We start from the raw sequence: 21436 nt of genomic DNA on the forward strand, positions 1-21436 counted from the left end.
ATTTTTATCTTTCGAAGCAGAAAAAGTGTTCATTCCTTTAACTACCATAGCGCTGAGCTCGTTATACTTTAATATAGAAGGGTTTTATGAAAAATAAAACCCTTAATCTTACCTTGTTAATTATTGAAGCGTCCCCAAATAAAGTGTATTGAAATCTATTAAAGATTAGGTCGAATATGAACGTTGCGATGACAGTAGAGAATTTTCAAAAAATTATTGTTGAAGATTCTAAAGAAAAATTAGTTTTAGTCGATTTTTGGGCAGAGCAAGTGCCTGAAAGTGTTGAATTAAGAGATAAACTTGCCAGTTCACTTAACGCATTTGAAGCACATATTTTATTAGCGACGGTTGATTGCCAAACCGAGCAACAAATTGCCCAACAATTTGGTATTCAAGGCTTACCGACCGCAGTATTAGTGAAAGATGGTCAACCCATTGATGGTTTATCAGGGCCTCAAACGGATGACACTATCAAAGCATTTTTAGATAAACATTTACCAAAAGAAGAAGATCTATTATTTGCTCAAGCTCAAAAGTTAATAGAGGCGAATGATATCAATCAAGCCTTTACTGTTATTTCACAAGCATATCAACTTAATAATGAACGTGCTGATATCAAACTTTTATTGGCGGATGTATATATTCAAACCGGTAAAATTAGTGAAGCAGAGTCATTGTTATCAACGATATTAATGGTTGATCAAGGCAGTGAATATCAAGCGGTCATGGCAAAGCTTGAATTAGCGAGCCAAGCGGCAAATTCACCTGAAATTCAAGCGTTAGAAAGTGAATTAGCAAAAGCGCCTGTTAACGTTGAATTACAACAAAACTTAGCGGCGCAATATAGCCAAGTGAATCGTCATGAAGAAGCGTTAACGCTTTTGTTTAGGTTAGTACAAAAAGATGGTAGCGATCAAAAAAGTAAAGACTTGCTACTTGATATTTTAAAAGCACTGCCAGACGGCGACCCGTTAGCAACCAAGTTTCGAAGAAAGTTATACACCTTAATGTATTAAAAAGAACTGTGCTTAAGCAAGAATGATTTATTGCTTAAGCACTTTTTTTTTGTCAGTTCTTAATTTAGTCTTTATTAATCTTTCAATAGATGTGAAAAGTTGTTTAAAAACTTCTGTATCTTTTTAGCAACCACTAACTGACAATATTGATTGTCAGTGTTGTTGTTATAATAATCTTGATGGTAATCTTCAGCGGCATAATAATTCAATTTATGCTCGACAACTGTCACAATGTCATCTTCAAATGCATTTGAGTCGGTTAACTGTTTGATTTTTTCTAATGCTGCAGCTTGTTGCTCATCATTTTCTACAACAATAATTGACCGGTATTGGCTGCCAATATCATTGCCTTGACGATTAAGTGTTGTTGGATCATGAATGGCAAAAAATACTTCTAAAATTGTCTCGAATGAAACTATCGCAGGATCAAATTCTACCTTTACTACTTCTGCATGATTCGTTGTTCCTGAACAGACTTGTTCATAGCTTGGGTTTTCTATATCTCCATTGGCGTAACCACTTACTACCTTTGTAATGCCTTTGACCCTTGAAAAAATATTTTCAATACACCAAAAACAGCCACCACCTAAGGTTATTTCTTCTAAGTTCATTGCTAAAGCCTATTTAGTAACTTGCTTCATCGATAAAGTGAAACAATCTTTAAAAAGAAAGGGCAATATAATCAATTGTCACGGCAAGGTCTATGTTAATTTAAGCGGATTAAATGCTATGACTGTTTGTGAAAAAGCTCGGTGCAATATTGATATATTGCACCGAAAGCGTTGATTATAAGTTGTACGCAACATGTTGATGAAATCGGATGATAAGTTCTTCTTTGTTGCCGGGTATTTCAAGCTCAGCGGCCAATAATCGCATTGCTTGTTCAATTTGATTAATAAAACGTCCGAAACGATTGTCTGTACCATCAAGCTTAGTTGCAACAAAAATAAATTGAACATTATCAACAAGTTGATCTGCTTGCCATTTACTTACTAAACCGCAAGGACTTTGTTCAGGGTTATAACCTAACATTTGTAGTTCGCCGACACGAGATACAATTTCATGAAGGCTATAACGAACGATTGGCACTAAACCATTTGCTATTAAAGCACCATTATTTAAATTAAACCTTTTTGCTACCATAGAAAACGTATCAGTTAAAAAGGTGTATAACGGGTTGTACGGATCTTTCGAACTTGGGTCTATGTCGACCATATTTAACAAACGGTTATTAATGGTTAAGTTGATTATCGCGTAAGTAATCGCTGAATTTTCTGTCGGTAAAGTCACAGCTTGGCTTTGGTAGCGCTGATCAATACTACGAAGTTTATGAGCAACAGAGCTTGTGCAGCCTTTGTTCTTGGCAAAAATATCGTAAGTGATATGTTGATGATCTCTGACTCGAAGATCCCCTTCTTTTAATGCTAATTGTTGGCAATAACATTTTAGAAGTTTTGTGACTTTTTGGTGAAATTCAGCCGCATTAACCCTAATGTCATTGCCAGAGGCTAAAAATAACAAGGTAATTTTATTCGCTCTGGCATTGGCATCAAAAAATGAATTTTGTAATTCATGTATTTGCGGATCATAGTAAAACAATATTTGTTGGCTAGTTTGCCATTGGTGCATTTCTTGGCTATAGCGCACTCTAACGAGTTTATCATTGGCAACAAACACACTGCTCTTTATGTTAAAATCATTACTTAACGTAAACAGTAATTGTGATAAGTTTTGATAAAACTGAAAGTAAGGTTGTTTGCTGTCTTCAGAAAAATCGGGAGAAATTTGCGTTAACAAAGCATCCGATAGTTGCAACTCTGCCAGGATATACTGATTATCACGATTGTTTGACGGAATATAGGCTTTATTTGCCGCACTTCTTTTTCGAACTATTGACATTGAATGTCCTTATTTGAATGCATAAATATCTAAATAATGCTGAAATTATATGGGTAACTTGTGACAAATTTATGTCAGACACTTTGTTAAAATAAGTTAAACTTTGGCGAGTTAGCCTTTACTATTTAGCGTATTAATTAATAATAATGCACAATAAAAACACTAATATTATTTACAGTTAGGAAATTATGCTTTCAGATCAACAAGCGCTTATTCGCGCCGTAAATCAAGTGATGCCTTTTGGGAAATATGCCGGACGAAAATTGCTGCAATTACCCGAGCCTTATTTAGTATGGTTTCATAGTAAAGGGTTTCCTGAAGGTAAATTAGGCGAACAATTAGCACTGATGTATGAAGTAAAATTAAATGGTTTGGAAAAAATGTTAGAACCCTTGTTAGAAAGTTAATGGTGATTATTTTAACTTTCGTTAAATGATTTTCTTATATAAAAATACTTTTTATTAGCTTTAGATCTAATCCAATTTTAATAACAATCTGTTTTTCAAACACTTCTTTTTTGTTCAAAAAACAGTCGAGTCTTAGCAGCTTAAAATTTCAAATTTTTGACACTTTTATGATCATTTTCAACTTGCTTTAAAAAAATAAATGTTCTTAAATGAAGTGTCAGTTGTTAATTCTTACTGATAAAGAAAACTAAAGAAAAACTATACTTATCATCTAGTTATGGAGACTCGTATATGAGAAGACAGAAAAGAGATCGTTTAGGTAGAGCGCATTCAAATGGTTACCAAGCAGGCCTGTCAGGTAAAAATAAAGAAAATTGTCCTTATCAAAATACTGATGCAAAATCTGAATGGTTAGGGGGATGGCGCGAAGCCGTTACTGACCGAAATTCTGGATTATTTAAATAGGCATTAATTTCTAATTACGCTAATTAATCACCTTAGAAAACGGGTAGAGCCCTCAATATTGAGGGCTTTTTTATGCGTATGTTTTTTAATTTTATCACACGTTATTATTTCGGTTATGCAATAGTAAAATTAATTGCTCTGGCATATGGGGCAATTTACTTGTTTTGTAATGTTGAATTGTTGCCATTGATTGTGTAAGCCATCATAAACGTTTAATTGATTATGTTTAACTTCAATGCCAGCTAATAACTTGATGGCTTGTAATGCTTGTAATCCGGCAATAATTGCTAAAACTGGTCCCATAATACCTACAGTTTGACAGTTGTTTTTGGGAGCTGTTTCAGAAATCGGAAAGAAACATTGATAGCAAGCCGCATTCTCTTTTCTAGCATCAACGACAAGTTGTTGTCCATCAAAGCCTGTTGCTGCACCTAGAATAAACGGTTTTTTGTGTTCAACACATAATCTATTGACTAAATAACGCGTCTCGATATTGTCGCTACAATCAATAACTGCATCAACTTGCGGTATATAAAATTGGCCGAGTTCTTCATCAAGCATTTCATCAATGACTTCAATGTGTGTATCGCTATTGTTTTTAGTGAGTTTTTCTGCCGCGCAATCGGCTTTATTTTGGTGTAAATCTGACTCGCCGAATAACACTTGTCGCTGTAGGTTTGTCACATCAACGTTATCACCATCGGCAATGATTATTTTGCCGACGCCTGCGGCATTTAAATACATAGCAACGGGGTTACCTAAGCCACCCATTCCAACAATAAGCACACTCGCATTACGCAATTTTAATTGGCCATTTTCGCCAATATGCTTAAGCATGGTTTGTCTGCTGTACCTTAGTTGTTCTTGTGATGTAAGCACATGGTTCTCGCTGGTTATAAAATAAAACTAATCAAAATAATAAACGTTATTCAAGCTAAATGGTCAATGTTCGCACCGCACTTGCCTTAAATTGAATATAGACAGCTTGGTTGATGCTTAACGATAACTTATCGAGAGAATAGCTTGAAATATTGGCAAAAAACGTTTGTTGCTGACAGGTTAACGTAAGTAATACTTGTGACTCAACTTGAGATATCTTTGTGATTTTGCCATAGAGTTGATTGACGATCGAACTACTTGTTGGCTCTATAGTGGCAATACTGATATCACTGGCAAAGATATAACAACGTAAAGAATTAAGTTGTGTTAACGCTAGTTTATCTTTCTCGGTTAAGTGATCAATCATCATAAAAATAAATTGGTCATCAAAGGCTAATTTCACTAAACCATGTTGGTTATTTATCTCTGCAACTTTTACAGATAAGCTGGTTTGTTGCTTAATTAACTGTGTACTATTTAATTGGTGTAAAACTTGATGAACCTCGCCTGAATTTATGATTTTTCCACGCTCAATTACTATTAATTGCTCTGCAAGTTGCTGTAATTCTTCACTACTGTGGCTGACATAAACCATAGGTAAGTTTAATTTTTTATTAACCGTTTTCAGTAAAATTAATAACTCTTTTTTGCTATGTCGATCTAAAGCACTTAGTGGCTCATCTAATAACAGTAATGCCGGCTCTGATAATATCGCCCGCGCTAAGGCGACTTTTTGCTGCTCGCCACCGGAAAGTTCAGTTACTTTTTTATTCAATAAAGTACTGAGATTGGTTAATTCGATGATTTCTTGTTTAGTTAATTTACTGTGTTGGCAACGCTTAATCGCAAACTCTAAATTCTCTGAAACAGTTAAATGAGGAAACAATCTAGGCTCTTGAAACACCATGGATATATGACGATTCTCTGCGTTTATATTTTGCTTATTTTTAGTATCAAGTAGCATACGGTCGTTAAAAGATATTTTGCCTTTAACGTGTTTATCAAGTCCGGCAATTGCCCGTAGGAGGCTGGTTTTTCCTGAGCCAGAGTGTCCAAAAACTCCAACAATGCCAGAAAAAGACAAACATTGCTGAATCACTAATGAAAAGGGACCTTTAGTTGATTCAAGGTTAAGAGTTAAACGATTCTTCAAGAGAAATTATCCATGCTTTAACGTATCACTTTCTTTGATTTTATCGGTTGATGATTGAGCAAATAAATCGCAGATAATAAAACTAATGAGGCGATCACTAAACTGATGGCCAAAGTATGTGCTTGCGAATAATTAAACGCTTCAACATGATCAAATAGAGCGATTGACAGCACTCGGGTTTCACCCGGTATATTGCCGCCTATCATTAAAACTACGCCAAATTCGCCCACGGTATGTGCAAAGCCTAAACTGGCAGCGGTAATAAAACTCGCTCTTGTCATCGGGAAAACTAAAGTGAAAAATCGGTCTAACGGACCAGCTCTTAGCATGGCTCCGGCTTCTAGATAATCATTTCCTAATTGTTCAAAGGCTTTTTGTAGTGGTTGCACCACAAAAGGTAAGGAGTAAAAAATAGATCCTATCACCAAAGCACTAAAACTAAAGGCTAACTGTTGCCCTGTAAGCTCTTGCCATATTTGCCCTGGGAGATATTGAGGTGAAAAAGCAATTAATAGGTAAAAACCCAATACCGTTGGCGGTAAAACTAAGGGCAGGGCAACGATTGCTTCAATAAATACTTTACTCCGGCTGGTCATTTTCGCTAAAAACCAAGCTAATGGTGTGCCAATTATCATCAGAAAAAACGTAGTTAGTCCAGCCATTTTAAGCGTCGTGACTAATGCTAAACCGTCGTCAGAGAGCTCAATCATTATCTCGTCCTTTTAAACTGATGAATGGAATGACCGGCTGATAACCTAAACGTGCAATGATTTGTTGGCTTTCCCTTGATAATAAATAGTCACTAAGCGATTGGCTTGGCAAAATATTTTTACTACCAGATAAGATAACGAGTTGTTGTTCAATAGGTTGATAATATTGATTTGGTATTTTGATACCAGATAAATTATTTAAGATCAGTTGGCTATCGGCCACTATACCGAGAGCAACAGCGCCACTTCTAACTTGTTGGAATGTTTGATTAATATTACTGCCCATAATTAATCGTTTTGAACTGATTTTTGGCCAAAGCTCTGTAGTTTCTAAAGTTTGCTTGGCGGCAACACCGTAAGGGGCAATTGCTGGGTTGGCAATAGCCATTCGTAAACTGTTTGCTTGTATTTCCTGTAACAAGCTTTGAAAAGTTGGCAAATTATTTTTCGTTTTGTTATCGCTTTGCCATGAGGATGACCAAAATGAAATAGTCCCAAAAGCATAAGTTTTTAAACTGTTTTCAAGGGCGAGACCCGCGGCGACAAGCCTAGAAGGTCTTATTTTATCGGCAGCAATAAAAATATCAAAAGGAGCGCCGTGATGAATTTGTTGAAATAAATTACCCGTAGAGCCAATAAATAACTGTGTGTTGATACCGCTTTGTTGTTCAAATTTAGGTAATAACTTTTTTAAGGTTGGGGCAAAATTGGCTGTAACGGCAATATTAAGTTTTTTTTCTAGAGGCGCTGATGACCCTTTGGCAAGTATCGCTTGCGAAGTTAACAATGCGAAACAAAACCATGTAGCGGAGCAAAAATTAACTTTCATCATAGTTTAAGATTGCCAGAGTTTTGCTTTAGCTTCATCACTTTGCTTAGCCTCTAACCAACTTTCTACTCCATCACTTAATTCCTTTTTCCAAAATGGCGCGCTCACTTTTAAATAATCCATAATAAACTCGCAAGCGGAAAAAGCATCTTGTCGGTGTTTACTGGTTACGCCAACAAAAACAATTTGTTCGCCTACTTTTAGCTGGCCAATACGATGTATAACGGTAATTCTTCCTAATTGCCATTTTTGTTGAGCTTGCTCAATGATGCTGTGTAAGGACTTTTCAGTCATGCCTGGATAATGTTCTAGGAATAAACCACTGACTTTTTTGCCGAGATTATTGTTTCTTACTCTACCGCTAAAAGTGACAACAGCACCGTCTTCATCATTTTGCTGCTCTAACAAATTAACTTCATCTGTTAAGTTAAAATCAGCGGTTTGAATGGCAATTTTGACTGATGATTCATTTTTAACGTCCATGTTATCCACCCGTTACTGGTGGAAAAAATGCAACTTCATCACCGGAGTTAACAGGATGATCTTTGCTTACCATGTTTTGATTAACCGCATAAAGCATGCTTTGAGAAAATGCTGTCTGCCATTGTGGGTTCAAGGCAAGTAAAGCGTTAATCACATCGGCAACGGTTGCTGGTTTTTCTACGGGTATTGTAATTTGGTCACTGCCTAGTTGTTCACGCAGCGCGGCAAAAAATAATACTTTTATCATAGGATTCTCGTTTTATTTTCAGGTATTTTTCTAACGTATTCTTTTATTGGTTTGCAGTGGCTTTTATAGCGTAATCGAAAAACTATGCCTGCCAGTTTCCTGACTTTCCACCTTCTTTAGTTAATACTTTAATGCCATATATTTCCATTGTAGGATCTGCTGCTTTACACATATCAAACAATGTTAAGCAAGCGACAGAAACGGCAGTTAAGGCTTCCATTTCAACGCCGGTTTGCCCTGTTAACCGGCATAAGCTGGTGACTTTTATTTCGTTTTCCTGACCGTTAATTTCAAAGTCGACATGCACTTTTGTCAACATTAATGGATGACATAAAGGAATTAAATCGCTGCACTTTTTAGCTGCTTGGATGCCGGCAATACGCGCAACGGCAAAAACATCGCCTTTTTTGTTATCGCCTTGCTGTATTAACGCGAGGGTTTCTGCCGTCATTTTTATGAAACCTACGGCGGTTGCGGTTCTTGATGTCATCGCTTTTTCAGTGACATCAACCATATTAGCTTCGCCCTTTGAGTTAACGTGGCTCAAGGCGACTTCTTTGTTTGGCGCTGTCATTAGCTTCTTGTCTCACATTGTTCAGTATTAATATTCAAATGAGGTACAAAATTACATGGTCGATGACTCGCGTCTAATTGTTCTTTGATTAATTTATCCCAAGCGGTACGACATGCGTTAGTTGAACCAGGTACACATAAAATAACGGTTTGATTAGCTATGCCACCAAAAGCACGAGATTGAATCGTCGAAGTACCAATTTCATCTAAGGAAATAGCACGAAATATTTCACCAAACCCTTCTACATTTTTATCAAAAAGTGGCAATAAAGCCTCTGGTGTATTATCGCGTAGCGTAAAGCCTGTACCGCCAGTGCTGATAACTGCATGAATATTTTCATCGGCAATCCATTGAGAAACAGTGGCGCGTAATTGATAAACGTCATCTTTAACAATAGTTTTTGCTGCTAATTTGTGCCCTGACGAGGTAACACGCTCTGCTAATAATTGCCCTGACGTATCATTTGATTCATCACGTGTATCTGACACGGTTAATACGGCAATGTTGAGGGGAATAAATGCTTTACTGTTGTGATTATTCGCTGAACTAGACATGATCTTTCCTGTTTTGCACAATAGTGTTGTTAAACTTTTGCTTAGCTTGTTGCCATTGCTCGGGGGTATTGGCATTAAACAAGCATTGTGAATTTTTAGGGATTAATGTTTTATGGGGTGTTTGCATTAATAATGCTTTAATCGAAGGCCCTTTAACCGCAGGTTTATCTTTAGTTTGGTGAAAGCCCGCTGATTTATCAGAGGATAAAAGTGGTTTAAAGGGCAAAAAGCTTTGCTCAAAAAACTGTTTAACAAACGCATTTACGGGCAAATATAATGGCAACATAGAATTGTGAAAAAAAGTCGCCTTTTGTGATAATTCCCCAGCACGTTTCAGTTGCAGTAATGATTGACTGTCTATTAAAGGCAAGTCAACCGGCAAAATTAACATGGCTTGTGGTTGGTACTTGTTGAGCACAGTATAAATACCGCCCATTGGACCTAATTGCTCATATTGATCGGCAATACCATGATTTTTTCCGCTAACAATAATCTCATCCACGCCTGCATTTTTTAATTGTTGTTTACTATACGACAACATATTTTCTTGAGGCGCATGCTCATTTTGTCGGTTATCACTTTGTCGATAATCACTTTGTCGGTTAAGTAATGCTTTATCACTCCCCATTCTAGAGGATAAACCACCTGTTAATACCACCCCTAAACAATGTTGATTCAGTATTATATTTGCTGCTGTTTTCATCGACTAACCACCCAGCATTGCCAAGTTTTTTGTCGCACCCGTGATTTTGTCATGGAGAAAATGCGTCGCTTTTTTATCACTCATCATGGCAACAATTTGTTGTTTTAACGGTTCCACATCATCTTGTTGTAAGTATTCTTTTAATGACAAGCCTGCTTCGGTAAATAAACACAAATGAAGTTTCCCTAAAGCACTGATTCTTAACCGATTACAAGTGTTACAAAAGTCTTTGCTGTATGGCATGATTAAACCAACTTTTCCTTGATAATCAGGGTGATAAAATTCTTGAGCAGGGCCAGACGATTTATCACGAATAGATGGCAGCCAACCGTCAAGAAGCAAGTTCTGTTTAATTCGAGACGCTTGAACATGTTGCTTATTAAAAAAATCTTGATTATCACCTGTTTGCATTAATTCGATAAAACGCAAGGTAACCGGGGTATCTTTTAACCAATCTAAATAGGTTTTTATGTCATAACCATTAAATTCACGCATTAACACCGTATTAATTTTTACGGATGTTTTACCACTTGCCAATGCCATATCAATACCCTTTAAAATTTTAGGTAATTTGTCATGGCCGGTAATGGCATGGAATTGTCTTGGATCTAAACTATCAATACTAATATTAAGCGCATCAAGGCCAGCATCTAACCAAGGGTTAATATGTTCAGGTAATTTATAGCCGTTAGACGTTAATGCGACTTTTTTGATGTGTTCGGTTTGTTTGCAGGCAGCAATAATGTCGGGAAGATCTTTTCTTAATGAAGGCTCACCACCAGTGATACGAATTTTTTCCGTGCCTAATTGACCAAAGGCTTTGGCCACTCTTTGTATTTCAGCAAACGATAAAAAATCACGGTCGTGATCACATTGATAACCATCGGGTAAACAATAGTTACAACGAAAATTACAGACGTCGGTAATCGATAGGCGTAAGTAATAAAACTTACGACCAAAATTGTCAGTTAACATTCCACCTTTCCAAATGTCGGGAGGCTAATATGTTTCCACATTAACCCTGGCGATTAAAAAATAATCACGGCTAAAATCACGTATCTGTTTCACGAAAGTAAAACAAAGTTAGCAATAGAAGCTCGGCGAATAATCAATATAATATAACATAGTTATGACTAGATGATATGATAATTAACGATGTTCCTAGTTGATTTGTATCAAACAATAACGACGCAATTGACTCGTAGTTCATTGTGGATTATCAGATAATATTGATATCAGTAATTTTAAGGTAAATACAAATGGTTGATTGTTGTTCAGCTCAGGGCTTACTCCCTTTTGAGCAGGCGTTAGAAAATATGTTAACGGTGGTCAAACCGATTAGTGACACAGAGCAAGTTACGCTGACAAATGCGTTAGGAAGAGTCTTAGCACAAGATATTAAAAGTCCAGTAAATGTCCCGCCAAATGATAATTCTGCAATGGATGGTTACACATTTTCATCGCAAAGCTTAGCTGAAAATAACACCCTGAAACTGGTTGGACGCTCGATGGCTGGTGCGCCTTTTACAGGTGAATGTAAAGCGGGTGAATGTGTACGTATCATGACTGGCGCTAAAGTACCTGCCGATTGCGATACCGTTGAAATGCAAGAAAATTGTCAGGTTGATGGTGAAAATATTACTTTTTTATCGCCAAGAAAACGTGCGGATAATGTGAGAAGTAAGGGAGAAGATATTGCTAAAGAGCAAGTTGTTTTTCTTACAGGACGAGAGTTAACGGCTATCGACATTGGCGTGCTAGCTTCCTTAGGTATTGATAAAGTCACGGTTTTTAGAAAACTTAAGGTCGCGTTAATTTCAACCGGTGATGAATTAAAAAAACCAGGACAGTCGCTTAATGATGGTGATATTTACGAAAGCAATAGTCAGTTCTTAACATCATTATTGACTAAACTCGGTGCTGAAATTATTGATTTTGGTATTGTTGAAGACGTAGAAACAAGTATTTTTACCGCGTTTAAAAAAGCCGATGATGTTGCTGATGTGGTGATTTCATCTGGTGGTGTTTCTGTTGGAGACGCTGATTATACCAAAACGGTCCTTGAAGCTTTGGGTAAAATAGCATTTTGGAAAATCGCCATGAAACCCGGAAAACCTTTTGCTTTTGGCACGCTTACTAAGGCATATTTTTTTGGTTTACCAGGTAACCCCGTTTCTGCCTTAGTCACCGCTCATCAGTTAGCACTTCCCGCGTTATTAAAAATGCAGCATGTTAATCGTGAACAACCGTTAACATTGAAAGCGAAAACTACCCAAGTTTTAAAAAAATCACCGGGGAGAATGGATTTTCAGCGGGGTATTCTAAGTCAGGATGAAAATGGTGATTTACAAGTTACTTCAACGGGAAGTCAAGGCTCTGGCATATTGACCAGTATGGCTGCAGCCAATTGTTATATTGTTCTTGCGGCTGAGCAAGGGAAAGTGAATCAAGGTGAATGGGTTAAGGTACAAATGTTTGATAAATACTTACAATAGTTTTACCTATTTATAGACAACTTTTGTTGGCTTAATTTTTAATGAGTTTGGTTTTTGACTATGCGACAGTCTCTCTATTTATTGCCCGGTACTATGTGTGATGCACGCCTATGGCAGCCAATGATTTCAGCCTTGGAAGCGTTGAGTGACATTCATTTTGATTTTCACTTTTTAACTATTGCTCAAAAGCCAACAATCAATGACATTCTTGATGATATAAAACAGCAACTGCCTGATGAAAAAGTCGTCCTATTGGGATTTTCATTAGGGGGATATTTGGCATCTGCTTTTCTATTAAAATATCCTCAATTGATTGAAAAACTATTGGTGATAGCTAATATGCCATGTGCTTTGCCAGAAAGAGAAATGAAAGAGCGTGCTCGAGCGGTAGCTTGGATCAAAAGGAATGGCTATGCCGGTATTGCGCGAAAACGAATATTAGCTTTATTAGATAAAAGTGCTCATCATCGCAACGATATCGTGTCTTTGATTGAAAATATGGATAAATCATTGGGGCAAGAGGCACTCGTTCATCAATTATTGGCCACAACCAAACGAGAGAATATTTTTCATCAACTAGTGTTACTCAATCAGAAAAAATATTTTTGTGTCGGTGAAAATGATCCTTTAGTTTCGATATCATCGTTGACGGATTTCCAACAACTCGATAAAAACATGACCTTAACTATTTTTGAACAAGCCGGCCATATGTTGCCATTAGAAAAGCCAAAGGCACTGGCTCATTGGTTAATGGGAAATCTAACTGATCATACATAAAAACTTACTGTTATTTAGTGTGTTAAGCGTACTTAGTTACAGCGTGGAAGTTGAAAATTAATCATTGACTATGTTCAGCAAACAGCAAGCAATTGAAGAAGGTTCGCTTCAAATTGCTCTGCCGTTGTCGCTTAAACATCATCAGGGATAGGGAACTTTTGCATCTTGCTCTGACTATTCGACAAATTTTACGTCGATTTTACTCAGCGCTGCTACATCCGTAATACTTACATTCCCGTTTAAGCTTTTCTCAAGTTTTGCTGCTACTTTATATGAACCATGGTTTCTAGCAAAATCAGTAATATCGTCACCATTGCACATTACCTTATTGGCAACTGCTTTGTTATTTAACCGATAAGATTTCATGGTTTTGTTAAATTTCAACATGCTATTGGTAGTAGATGCTTTACAAACTTCAATTAAAGAATCTTCTATATATTTGTCCATTGCTGAACTAGTAAAACTCGCGCCTGCTAATAATGTCACTGTAATGGCCGTTGTAATGGTTGATTTAATTTTATTCATGATAACGCTCCTAAAATATCTAAAGTGGTAAAACGACATTTGCAAAATTGCTATGTACAACTTAATAGTGGCGTTTTTTTCAATAAAAGTTGCAAGATTTATCTGGATGAATGTAAGGAAAATCTACGGTGTAATTTTAATGGAGAGGATTCTATTGTTATGATTTAAAAGGGAAATCTGTCTAGTTTGCAAGTTGTTTTTATGGAGTTGTGTCATGGATATTTACATTCATCGTTAAAATGACACAAATTAAATGAGGAATATGTCAGTCGTCGCATGATGGTTAACAGGTTAATTTTCATGTTTTAGTTAATTTATATTGCATTTTTTGCCAAAAAAGATATTCTACTGTTTTTATATACAGCTCTTGTGGTGCGCATTGCTTCGTTTATGATGTACTTACCAGAGTAGCTTTTCGTTAAATAAGGGAAAACAATGGCCGTTGAAAGTCGATTTGTTGTCATAAGACAAGGTGTGGAGGTAGAAACATTTATGGATAAGAAAGCCGCAGATGAATATGACAAGATGTTAGATATGGCTGATAGTCTTGCTGAACTATTTGAAAGTGCCACGATAGAATTATCGGAAAATATGCGAGAAGAACTCAGTGTTTATATCGCTCAACATAGGGAACAAGTGCTTATTGCCTTGCAAGCTAAGAAACCTAAAGTCGCAAAAAAACAAGTCCAAAAAGTGGAAGACAATAATAGTGCTGCTAAGGAAACTGAGCGTAAAAATGATGCAGCATAGTCGTTAACTGATAGCTTTTATGATTGAGTATCAGTTAATCCGCAGTCATAAGCGGAAAAGTATTGCCTTACAGGTAAAACAGGGCCTTGTTATCGTTCGGGCTCCACAATATGTTAAAGAAAGTTATATTCAGCAGTTTGTTCTTCAAAAGTCATCCTGGCTTGAGGTCAAGCTTTTAACCCAAAATAATCTACTCAAAGAACAAGCATTGAACCATCAAGGAATTGTCTTGAGTGAAAATGGATTTTTATGGTTTGAGGGGATCAGAAAAAACATTTCACTTACTTTTTCAAGCAAAAATTGTATCGAAAATCATGGTGACAGTATTCAAATTACGCTCGCTCAACGGTATAAAAATGTCGATAAAACGCGACAACAGAAGGTTATTAAACAGCTTGTGGAAGCTTGGTTTAAACAAAGTGCTGAGACAGTAATAGCAGAAAAAGTTAAATATTTTAGCGCTCAACTTAATTTATACCCAAGTAATATCAAAGTCAGGCAATATAAAGCTCGTTGGGGGAGTTGCAACAATTACGGACAATTAAACTTTAACTACTTATTGATGATGGTACCTGATTGGGTGATTAATTATGTAGTTGTTCATGAACTTTGCCATTTAAAGCATTTAAATCATAGTCGGCAATTTTGGTCATTAGTCGAAGCGTTTTTTCCTCGTTTTAAAGAAGCTAAACATTGGCTTAAAGTCCATCAAAGTCATCTTCAATGGCCAACACAATATATCACCTAGTAAAATACAGTTAATGTTTCATTTAACTTATTGATAATGTAGCGTATTTTTATCCGTATTTTTATCCGTATTTTTCTTAAAGTAGTCATTTTTATCTTTATCTTTTTAATAATTCTTTTGTTATCAATCAGTTGTTTTATCTTGGCATGATAATCGCTTGTATTTTATACAAATAATAATAAACAGCTTTTCAGTCAACAAATTGACTGGAAGATTAATATGAGGAATTGTGATGAAAGTAAATCGATATAATTGGAAAATGGCGTGTATTTATGCGATTTCGGCTATTTTATCCTTAGCTATATTAAAAGTGTTATTTGGCTTTTAAAGAGGTGTTGCCAAATTTATCCTAGATAAATGGGGCTGGACGGTGAAAATAAATGCTAGGGGGGATAATTGATGTAATAATATTAATTATATATTTATCAATGTGTTAAATAATTATGTCTTTTAGTGCGATCCATTTGCTTGAAAAAAAATCATAAATTGTGTGTTTAGCCGTTAACAGCCTGACTTTTTTAAGGTAAATTACACCCCATTAAAAATAATAATAATAGGAATGCCCATTTCATGAGTTTGTCAGTCCTTATTTGTGATGACTCCAATATGGCTCGTAAACAGGTTCTAAGAATTTTACCTGAATCACTGTCTGAAAATGTTCAACTTGCCACTAATGGTGTTGAAGCATTAGAAATCTTAAATAACCAAGCTATAGATGTGCTTTTTCTTGATCTTACTATGCCTGTTGTTGATGGCGTTGGTGTGTTGCAAGGTATCAAGGAGGCCGGTCTAAATGTAAATGTTTTTGTTATCTCAGCTGATATTCAACCTGAGATGCAAAACAAAGTTTTAGAGCTTGGCGCGAAAGCTTTTTTGCGTAAACCCGTTCAATTAGATGTCCTTACTTCTCATCTAAAACAACATGATATTATATGAACAACGTTAATTTAAATGACGATCAACAAGATTGTTTACAAGAAATTATCAATGTAGCTATGGGGCAGGCTAGTGATCAACTTGCTCGCTATTTAGATACTTTTGTTTATCTTAAAGTCCCAAGCATCGAACAGGTCAGTTCCCAACATTTATCAGATACCTTAAAGTCTGAAGCACAGTCTGTAGCGGTAGTCAGCCAAGGTTTCTTTGGTTATGAAGGGATCCGCGGCGAAGCTTTATTAATGTATCAGCCAAAAGACTCTGATCGCTTAGCGGATTTACTGGGTTACGAGCCAGATGAGTTGTCGGTTGAAGAACAAATTATTGATTTAAGTTCGATATTAACGACAACGTTTTTAAATGTCTTTGCTAGTCAAATTGATAATCAAATGTCATATAGTGCACCTCGACTATTATTTTCTAGTGATGCTGCGAATTCCAACGCTAACCAAACGTCTATTTCAGATCATATTCAACATAATTCATTCAATTGGGACGTTGCATTAAAAGTTAAGATCACTTATCAAGTCACGGATTATTCATTCAATTGCGATATGATTTTATTGATACCAGAATCGGCTATTATCAATATAACCTCTGTAATTGACCGTATATTGGAAGATTACTAGTGTCAGATAATCCATTATGTACCACCATTACTGAACAGTTAAATACTGGGGTATTAATTCTTGATCTAAACTACAACATTGTAGAGTGGAACCGATTTTTCGCGATCCATGCTCACCTTAACTTACAAGATATTGTAGGCAAAAATGTTTTTACTGCTTTTCCTGAGCTGCCTAAAAGGTGGTTTGAAAGAAAACTGTCAAGCGTCATTCAATTAAAGACACAAAGTTTTTGTTCTTGGGAACAACGCCATCATTTATTTGAGTTATCGCATTCCAGACCCATTACGACAGATAGCCATTTTATGGCGCAAAACTGTACTTTTTTTCCGATAGAAACCAATAACGAAATTACGCATATTTGCATCTTAATCGAAGATGTTACCGATGTTTGCCATTATCAGACGAGACTAAATAAAACCTTAGAAGAGCTTGCTAAAGCCAATAGAATTGATGGTTTAACACAAGTATTTAATCGTAAGCACTGGGAAGAGTGCCTAGACAAAGAGTTTTCTCGTGCTCGCCGATATGATCACGGTTTAGCCTTAATCATGTTTGATTTAGATCATTTTAAATTACTTAATGATACTTATGGTCATCAGTGTGGTGATCAAGTCTTGATTAAAACAGCACAAAAAATAAGTAGTTTACTTAGGTTATGTGATCAGTTTGGCCGCTATGGTGGTGAAGAGTTTGCCGCAATTTTACCTGAGACAGATTTAGCTGGCGCAGTTGATGTTGCCGAGCGTATATGTCGATCCATAGAAGAGCTTGTCATTGAATTTCAAGATAAGCGTATTCGTATTTCTACAAGTGTAGGTGTAGCAACTATCAATCCTGATGATAAACGCTATGAAGATTTAATTTCAAATGCAGATATTGCCCTGTATGAAGCGAAAGAAACCGGACGTAATAAAGTTTGTGCCGCTAAAGAAATAGAACTTATTCTTGAAGATTAAATATTTATACGATTTTATCTGCGTTTATTCATAAATCATCTAATTTTATTCACAAATAGCTATTGACAGAAAATTACATTTCAGGCATTTTAACCGCATGAAAAATCTTACACGTCACACCATTATTATTATTACCACCACCTTCACCGGAATGGCGGTCATTGGCTAACGTGTAAAATATAGTATTTTATCAAAGCCCGTGACCATAGGTTACGGGCTTTTTTCGTTTTTAGAGGAAGTAAAAATGCGTGTGTTAAAATTTGGTGGATCATCGTTGGCATCAGCTGAACGGTTTGTTCAAGTTGCCAATATCATCAAAAATCAAAGTATGTCATCAGCCGTTGGTGTCGTTGTTTCTGCGCCGCAAGGGGTTACGAATCATTTAGTGGCGATGGCAGAAAACATTTCTGATGAAATAAAATTACAAAATGATCTGCAACATTTTAGACATGCAATTGAAACCATAATAGATGACCTTGCTGCGTCATTGAATAATTTTGATGTTCAGCACGCTGAACAAGTATTGGCAAATTGGGAACATCAATTAAGCCGTTACTTACAAGGGGCAACAATGTTGTCTTATTGCCCTGATCATATTCGCTCAATCATCATTAGTATTGGTGAACGAATGAGTGTTGCGATATTAGATTCAGTGTTACGGACAAGCGATATAGATGTCTCAATCTTAGCGCCAGAAAAATTTCTCAGAACGAACGACGTTTCTTTAAATGCCTTAGCTGATTTAGTGTTATGCAAAGAGAAATTTCAAGCTGAATACGACAAGTTAAATAGAGTGGCTTTGATGCCTGGTTTTATCGGTGTTGATAGCCAAGGTCAAGTGACTACTTTAGGACGAAATGGTTCGGATTATTCTGCCGCTGTATTAGCTGTATGTACGCAAGCAGAATGTTGTGAAATTTGGACAGATGTTGATGGTGTTTATAATGCTGATCCTCGTTTAATAAAAGAAGCAAGTTTACTTGATTATTTATCTTACCAAGAGGCAATGGAATTATCATTTTTTGGTGCGAGTGTGTTACACCCTAAAACGATTGGTCCTATTGCGCAGTATCATATTCCTTGTTTAATTAAAAATACTGGCAATCCTGAAGCACCAGGGACGTTAATTGCTAATGAAAATGATCAAAAGAAACAAGTAAAAGCGATTTCAAATCTTGATGATTTAACGATGGTTAATGTCTCTGGTCCAGGTATGAAAGGTATGGTTGGTATGGCTAGCCGTGTTTTTGCTACTATGAGCCGAGATAACATTTCTATTGTATTAATTAGCCAATCATCGAGTGAATATTGTATTAGTTTCTGTATTCATTCTGCGGATGCTCGTTTAGCTGAAGAAAGTTTAAAACAAGAATTTGAACTTGAATTGTTAAATGGTTTATTAGAGCCAATTTCACTTACTCATGACTTGTCTATTGTGTCATTGGTAGGAGATGGCATGCATCACCAACAAGGTGTTGCAGCGAAATTCTTTAGCTCACTGGCACAAGCACGAGTCAATATCGTTGCAATTGCACAAGATTCATCTGAGCGTAGTATCTCGGTTGTTATTGAAAAAAGAAAATGTACTGATGCCATGAAAGTCAGTCATCAAAATTTCTTCTCACATAAACCAACCATTGATGTTTTCTTGGTAGGTTGTGGTGTAGTTGGCAGTGAATTGATTGCCCAAATTGCACGTCAACAACCTAAATTAAGAGCACAAAATATTTCGGTAAAAGTTTACGGTATCGCTAATAGTAAAGGGATTGTTTTTGATAAAGACGGCATTGAATTAGATAACTGGCAGCCATTATTAGCTAAAAACTCTGAGCAGCAAAGAGTACCTGTTTCTGCTGAAAATATTAAAAAATTTGTACGCGAAAATCATTTAATTAATCCGGTTATTGTTGACTCAACATCTAATGAAACCTTGGCAATGAGTTATGTTGATTTTTTAAACGAAGGCTTTCACGTCGTCACTCCGAATAAAAAGGCCAATACAGATTCTTGGCAATATTACCAAGCGTTAAGAACGGCTGCACAAAAAACCAATCGTCGCTTCTTATATGAAACAACGGTTGGGGCAGGTTTACCTGTTATTGATACTTTGCAAAGTTTAATCAAAGCCGGTGATGAGTTGCAGCAGTTTGAAGGGGTGTTATCAGGTTCACTCTCTTATATTTTCGGTAAGTTAGAAGAAGGGATGACGCTTTCAGAAGCTACGGCGATTGCGAAAGAAAATGGTTTTACAGAGCCAGATCCTCGTGACGATCTCAGTGGGATGGATGTTGCGCGTAAATTGTTGATCATGGCTCGCGAAGCGGGGATGCAATTAGAGTTATCGGATATTAAAGTCGACTCTGTCTTATCTCAAGGATTTGATGACAGTGGAGATGTTGCCACTTTTATGGAAAACCTAACACAATTAGATGGGCCTTTTTCAGAAAGAATCGCGTCAGCTAAAGCAGAAGGTAAAGTTTTACGGTATATTGGCACTATCATTGATGGTAAATGTCAAGTTTCGATAGACGCGGTCGGTCAAGACCACCCTCTATATGGCATTAAAGATGGCGAAAATGCCTTAGCTATTCATAGCCGCTATTATCAACCTTTACCGTTTGTACTTCGAGGTTATGGTGCCGGCGCTGCCGTAACAGCAGCAGGGGTTTTCGGTGACTTATTAAGAACACTTGCGTGGGAGCAACAACACTAATGAGTGAAAGCAAACAAAAAGTATCTGTATTTGCCCCAGCATCTATTGGTAATGTTAGTGTTGGTTTTGATGTATTAGGGCTAGCGGTAAAACCGATTGATGGTACCCTCTTAGGTGATGTAGTTTCGGTAGCCGCTAGTGAGTCAAATAGCTTAATTGTTCAAGGAGAGTTTGCCAAAAAACTTCCCGGTGAGCCAACCGACAATATTGTTTGGCATTGTTTGCAATTATTTAACCAAGCATTAGTTGAAATGAATCAAGCTATCGATTCGGTAACCTTAACGCTTGAGAAAAAAATGCCGGTTGGCAGTGGGTTAGGTTCCAGTGCTTGCTCTGTGGTTGCGGCGCTTGAAGCGTTAAATTGTTATTATCAAACTAATCATCAATTTGGTTTTGATAAAGAAAAAATGCTATTTATGATGGGGCAAATGGAAGCGAAAATCAGCGGTAGCCTACATTATGATAATGTTGCACCTTGTTATTTTGGCGGTATGCAATTAATGGTACCTGACAGTAATATTATCACGCGTACGTTACCTTCTTTTGATGATTGCTATTTTGTCATGGCTTACCCAGGCATTGAAGTATCCACCAAGGCGGCTCGAGATGTATTACCAGAGCGTTATTCACGCAGTGACGTCATTACCTTTGGCCAAAATTTAGCGACTTTTGTTGATGCTTGCCATCGTCATGATAAACAGCAAGCATTCTCAGTTGTAACAGATATTGTTGCACAACCTTATCGTCAACATCTTTTACCCGGTTTTGAAAATGCCTGTGATTACTTGTCTTCACAAGGTTGTTTAGCCGTAGGGATCTCAGGCTCAGGACCCACTCTGTTTTGTGTGACTGACGATAAAGAAAAAGCGCAAAGTTTTGCGCTTTGGTTAGAAGAGCATTATTTACAGACTTTAAGATCTGGAATATGTGAAGGTTTTGTTCATATATGCCAAGCAGATATTCAAGGTGCGTGTCAGATTTAACAATA

At 36.6% G+C, this 21436-nt stretch carries 25 protein-coding genes and 1 riboswitch; of the genes, 12 read left to right on the forward strand and 13 right to left on the reverse strand.

Annotated elements, in window-relative coordinates; all coding sequences use genetic code 11:
* Positions 1 to 176: 176 nt before the first annotated feature.
* A complete protein-coding gene (locus ABXH06_RS04735; protein WP_353517453.1) occupies positions 177 to 1016 on the forward strand; it encodes a tetratricopeptide repeat protein in 840 nt (279 codons plus the stop codon).
* Positions 1017 to 1090: 74 nt separating this feature from the next.
* Here the strand turns inward: ABXH06_RS04735 and msrA are convergent, their stop codons facing one another.
* Both msrA and ABXH06_RS04745 read right to left on the reverse strand, forming a co-directional pair.
* A complete protein-coding gene (msrA, locus tag ABXH06_RS04740; protein ID WP_353517454.1) occupies positions 1091 to 1627 on the reverse strand; it encodes a peptide-methionine (S)-S-oxide reductase MsrA in 537 nt (178 codons plus the stop codon).
* Between the two features lie 175 nt (positions 1628 to 1802).
* Positions 1803 to 2915, reverse strand: coding sequence for a DUF3083 family protein (locus ABXH06_RS04745; RefSeq protein WP_353517455.1), 1113 nt, complete (start codon positions 2913 to 2915; stop codon positions 1803 to 1805).
* Between the two features lie 188 nt (positions 2916 to 3103).
* Between ABXH06_RS04745 and ABXH06_RS04750 the strand changes: the two genes are divergently transcribed.
* Both ABXH06_RS04750 and rmf read left to right on the forward strand, forming a co-directional pair.
* Positions 3104 to 3322 carry a DUF3820 family protein gene (locus tag ABXH06_RS04750; protein ID WP_311579608.1) on the forward strand — a complete coding sequence of 73 codons (219 nt, stop codon included), beginning with the start codon at positions 3104 to 3106 and terminating at the stop codon, positions 3320 to 3322.
* Positions 3323 to 3613: 291 nt separating this feature from the next.
* Complete coding sequence (gene rmf / locus ABXH06_RS04755; protein ID WP_311579611.1) at positions 3614 to 3787, forward strand: ribosome modulation factor; 174 nt, start codon at positions 3614 to 3616, stop codon at positions 3785 to 3787.
* 129 nt (positions 3788 to 3916) lie between these two features.
* On the opposite strand, the gene ABXH06_RS04760 is transcribed toward rmf, so the two are convergent.
* From ABXH06_RS04760 to moaA, 10 genes are all read right to left on the reverse strand, one after another.
* Positions 3917 to 4666 (reverse strand): HesA/MoeB/ThiF family protein, encoded by a 750-nt coding sequence (locus ABXH06_RS04760; protein WP_311579614.1) that lies wholly within the window; start codon positions 4664 to 4666, stop codon positions 3917 to 3919.
* A gap of 55 nt (positions 4667 to 4721) precedes the next feature.
* A complete protein-coding gene (gene modC, locus ABXH06_RS04765) occupies positions 4722 to 5819 on the reverse strand; it encodes a molybdenum ABC transporter ATP-binding protein (RefSeq protein WP_353517456.1) in 1098 nt (365 codons plus the stop codon).
* Between the two features lie 17 nt (positions 5820 to 5836).
* The gene (gene modB / locus ABXH06_RS04770; RefSeq protein WP_311579619.1) at positions 5837 to 6529 is read right to left on the reverse strand and encodes a molybdate ABC transporter permease subunit; all 693 of its coding nucleotides are present in this window, start codon (positions 6527 to 6529) and stop codon (positions 5837 to 5839) included.
* Positions 6522 to 7361, reverse strand: coding sequence for a molybdate ABC transporter substrate-binding protein (gene modA, locus ABXH06_RS04775; RefSeq protein WP_353517457.1), 840 nt, complete (start codon positions 7359 to 7361; stop codon positions 6522 to 6524). Before modA ends, modB begins: the two co-directional genes overlap by 8 nt.
* 3 nt (positions 7362 to 7364) lie before the next feature.
* Positions 7365 to 7841, reverse strand: coding sequence for a molybdopterin synthase catalytic subunit MoaE (gene moaE, locus ABXH06_RS04780; RefSeq protein ID WP_353517458.1), 477 nt, complete (start codon positions 7839 to 7841; stop codon positions 7365 to 7367).
* 1 nt (position 7842) lies between these two features.
* The gene (gene moaD, locus ABXH06_RS04785; RefSeq protein ID WP_353517459.1) at positions 7843 to 8088 is read right to left on the reverse strand and encodes a molybdopterin converting factor subunit 1; all 246 of its coding nucleotides are present in this window, start codon (positions 8086 to 8088) and stop codon (positions 7843 to 7845) included.
* An 82-nt stretch (positions 8089 to 8170) separates the two neighbouring features.
* Entirely contained in the window at positions 8171 to 8662 is a 492-nt protein-coding gene (moaC, locus tag ABXH06_RS04790) for a cyclic pyranopterin monophosphate synthase MoaC (RefSeq protein ID WP_353517460.1), read from the reverse strand.
* Entirely contained in the window at positions 8662 to 9216 is a 555-nt protein-coding gene (moaB, locus tag ABXH06_RS04795; protein ID WP_311579631.1) for a molybdenum cofactor biosynthesis protein B, read from the reverse strand. Before moaB ends, moaC begins: the two co-directional genes overlap by 1 nt.
* Positions 9209 to 9919 carry a molybdenum cofactor guanylyltransferase gene (gene mobA, locus ABXH06_RS04800; RefSeq protein WP_353517461.1) on the reverse strand — a complete coding sequence of 237 codons (711 nt, stop codon included), beginning with the start codon at positions 9917 to 9919 and terminating at the stop codon, positions 9209 to 9211. The genes moaB and mobA overlap by 8 nt, the downstream gene beginning before the upstream one ends.
* A 3-nt stretch (positions 9920 to 9922) precedes the next feature.
* The gene (gene moaA / locus ABXH06_RS04805) at positions 9923 to 10894 is read right to left on the reverse strand and encodes a GTP 3',8-cyclase MoaA (protein WP_311579636.1); all 972 of its coding nucleotides are present in this window, start codon (positions 10892 to 10894) and stop codon (positions 9923 to 9925) included.
* Positions 10881 to 11034, reverse strand: a riboswitch (molybdenum cofactor riboswitch). Its footprint overlaps the gene before it by 14 nt.
* Before the next feature lie 144 nt (positions 11035 to 11178).
* Between moaA and moeA the strand changes: the two genes are divergently transcribed.
* Positions 11179 to 12414 carry a molybdopterin molybdotransferase MoeA gene (moeA, locus tag ABXH06_RS04810; RefSeq protein ID WP_353517462.1) on the forward strand — a complete coding sequence of 412 codons (1236 nt, stop codon included), beginning with the start codon at positions 11179 to 11181 and terminating at the stop codon, positions 12412 to 12414.
* Between the two features lie 60 nt (positions 12415 to 12474).
* Entirely contained in the window at positions 12475 to 13191 is a 717-nt protein-coding gene (locus ABXH06_RS04815) for an alpha/beta fold hydrolase (RefSeq protein WP_353517463.1), read from the forward strand.
* 174 nt (positions 13192 to 13365) lie between these two features.
* Here the strand turns inward: ABXH06_RS04815 and ABXH06_RS04820 are convergent, their stop codons facing one another.
* Positions 13366 to 13716 carry a DUF3718 domain-containing protein gene (locus ABXH06_RS04820; RefSeq protein WP_353517464.1) on the reverse strand — a complete coding sequence of 117 codons (351 nt, stop codon included), beginning with the start codon at positions 13714 to 13716 and terminating at the stop codon, positions 13366 to 13368.
* A 435-nt stretch (positions 13717 to 14151) separates the two neighbouring features.
* On the opposite strand from ABXH06_RS04820, the gene ABXH06_RS04825 reads away from it, so the two are divergent.
* The 7 genes from ABXH06_RS04825 (at position 14152) to thrB (ending at position 21431) form a co-directional block, all read left to right on the forward strand.
* Positions 14152 to 14466: a YebG family protein gene (locus ABXH06_RS04825; RefSeq protein WP_353517465.1), complete on the forward strand. Its 315-nt coding sequence runs from the start codon at positions 14152 to 14154 to the stop codon at positions 14464 to 14466.
* 19 nt (positions 14467 to 14485) lie between these two features.
* Positions 14486 to 15214 carry a M48 family metallopeptidase gene (locus ABXH06_RS04830; protein WP_353517466.1) on the forward strand — a complete coding sequence of 243 codons (729 nt, stop codon included), beginning with the start codon at positions 14486 to 14488 and terminating at the stop codon, positions 15212 to 15214.
* A gap of 570 nt (positions 15215 to 15784) precedes the next feature.
* Complete coding sequence (locus ABXH06_RS04835; RefSeq protein ID WP_311579653.1) at positions 15785 to 16150, forward strand: response regulator; 366 nt, start codon at positions 15785 to 15787, stop codon at positions 16148 to 16150.
* Positions 16147 to 16779, forward strand: a complete 633-nt coding sequence (locus ABXH06_RS04840; RefSeq protein WP_311579656.1) for a chemotaxis protein — start codon at positions 16147 to 16149, stop codon at positions 16777 to 16779. Before ABXH06_RS04835 ends, ABXH06_RS04840 begins: the two co-directional genes overlap by 4 nt.
* Positions 16779 to 17735, forward strand: coding sequence for a GGDEF domain-containing protein (locus ABXH06_RS04845; RefSeq protein WP_353517467.1), 957 nt, complete (start codon positions 16779 to 16781; stop codon positions 17733 to 17735). The genes ABXH06_RS04840 and ABXH06_RS04845 overlap by 1 nt, the downstream gene beginning before the upstream one ends.
* Positions 17736 to 17979: 244 nt before the next feature.
* The gene (gene thrA, locus ABXH06_RS04850; RefSeq protein ID WP_353517468.1) at positions 17980 to 20448 is read left to right on the forward strand and encodes a bifunctional aspartate kinase/homoserine dehydrogenase I; all 2469 of its coding nucleotides are present in this window, start codon (positions 17980 to 17982) and stop codon (positions 20446 to 20448) included.
* Positions 20448 to 21431 (forward strand): homoserine kinase, encoded by a 984-nt coding sequence (gene thrB / locus ABXH06_RS04855; RefSeq protein WP_353517469.1) that lies wholly within the window; start codon positions 20448 to 20450, stop codon positions 21429 to 21431. The genes thrA and thrB overlap by 1 nt, the downstream gene beginning before the upstream one ends.
* The last annotated feature ends 5 nt before the right edge of the window (positions 21432 to 21436 follow it).

It is taken from the genome of Thalassotalea sp. SU-HH00458, from assembly GCF_040362795.1.
GTDB lineage: Bacteria > Pseudomonadota > Gammaproteobacteria > Enterobacterales > Alteromonadaceae > Thalassotalea_H > Thalassotalea_H castellviae.

Bases quoted from the DNA above. Each gene is read 5' to 3' on its own strand.
- ABXH06_RS04735 (WP_353517453.1), top strand. From the start codon at position 177: ATGAACGTTGCGATGACAGTAGAGAATTTTCAAAAAATTATTGTTGAA.
- msrA (WP_353517454.1), bottom strand. From the start codon at position 1,627: ATGAACTTAGAAGAAATAACCTTAGGTGGTGGCTGTTTTTGGTGTATT.
- ABXH06_RS04745 (WP_353517455.1), bottom strand. From the start codon at position 2,915: ATGTCAATAGTTCGAAAAAGAAGTGCGGCAAATAAAGCCTATATTCCG.
- ABXH06_RS04750 (WP_311579608.1), top strand. From the start codon at position 3,104: ATGCTTTCAGATCAACAAGCGCTTATTCGCGCCGTAAATCAAGTGATG.
- rmf (WP_311579611.1), top strand. From the start codon at position 3,614: ATGAGAAGACAGAAAAGAGATCGTTTAGGTAGAGCGCATTCAAATGGT.
- modB (WP_311579619.1), bottom strand. From the start codon at position 6,529: ATGATTGAGCTCTCTGACGACGGTTTAGCATTAGTCACGACGCTTAAA.
- modA (WP_353517457.1), bottom strand. From the start codon at position 7,361: ATGATGAAAGTTAATTTTTGCTCCGCTACATGGTTTTGTTTCGCATTG.
- moaE (WP_353517458.1), bottom strand. From the start codon at position 7,841: ATGGACGTTAAAAATGAATCATCAGTCAAAATTGCCATTCAAACCGCT.
- moaD (WP_353517459.1), bottom strand. From the start codon at position 8,088: ATGATAAAAGTATTATTTTTTGCCGCGCTGCGTGAACAACTAGGCAGT.
- moaC (WP_353517460.1), bottom strand. From the start codon at position 8,662: ATGACAGCGCCAAACAAAGAAGTCGCCTTGAGCCACGTTAACTCAAAG.
- moaB (WP_311579631.1), bottom strand. From the start codon at position 9,216: ATGTCTAGTTCAGCGAATAATCACAACAGTAAAGCATTTATTCCCCTC.
- mobA (WP_353517461.1), bottom strand. From the start codon at position 9,919: ATGAAAACAGCAGCAAATATAATACTGAATCAACATTGTTTAGGGGTG.
- moaA (WP_311579636.1), bottom strand. From the start codon at position 10,894: ATGTTAACTGACAATTTTGGTCGTAAGTTTTATTACTTACGCCTATCG.
- moeA (WP_353517462.1), top strand. From the start codon at position 11,179: ATGGTTGATTGTTGTTCAGCTCAGGGCTTACTCCCTTTTGAGCAGGCG.
- ABXH06_RS04815 (WP_353517463.1), top strand. From the start codon at position 12,475: ATGCGACAGTCTCTCTATTTATTGCCCGGTACTATGTGTGATGCACGC.
- ABXH06_RS04820 (WP_353517464.1), bottom strand. From the start codon at position 13,716: ATGAATAAAATTAAATCAACCATTACAACGGCCATTACAGTGACATTA.
- ABXH06_RS04825 (WP_353517465.1), top strand. From the start codon at position 14,152: ATGGCCGTTGAAAGTCGATTTGTTGTCATAAGACAAGGTGTGGAGGTA.
- ABXH06_RS04830 (WP_353517466.1), top strand. From the start codon at position 14,486: ATGATTGAGTATCAGTTAATCCGCAGTCATAAGCGGAAAAGTATTGCC.
- ABXH06_RS04835 (WP_311579653.1), top strand. From the start codon at position 15,785: ATGAGTTTGTCAGTCCTTATTTGTGATGACTCCAATATGGCTCGTAAA.
- ABXH06_RS04840 (WP_311579656.1), top strand. From the start codon at position 16,147: ATGAACAACGTTAATTTAAATGACGATCAACAAGATTGTTTACAAGAA.
- thrA (WP_353517468.1), top strand. From the start codon at position 17,980: ATGCGTGTGTTAAAATTTGGTGGATCATCGTTGGCATCAGCTGAACGG.
- thrB (WP_353517469.1), top strand. From the start codon at position 20,448: ATGAGTGAAAGCAAACAAAAAGTATCTGTATTTGCCCCAGCATCTATT.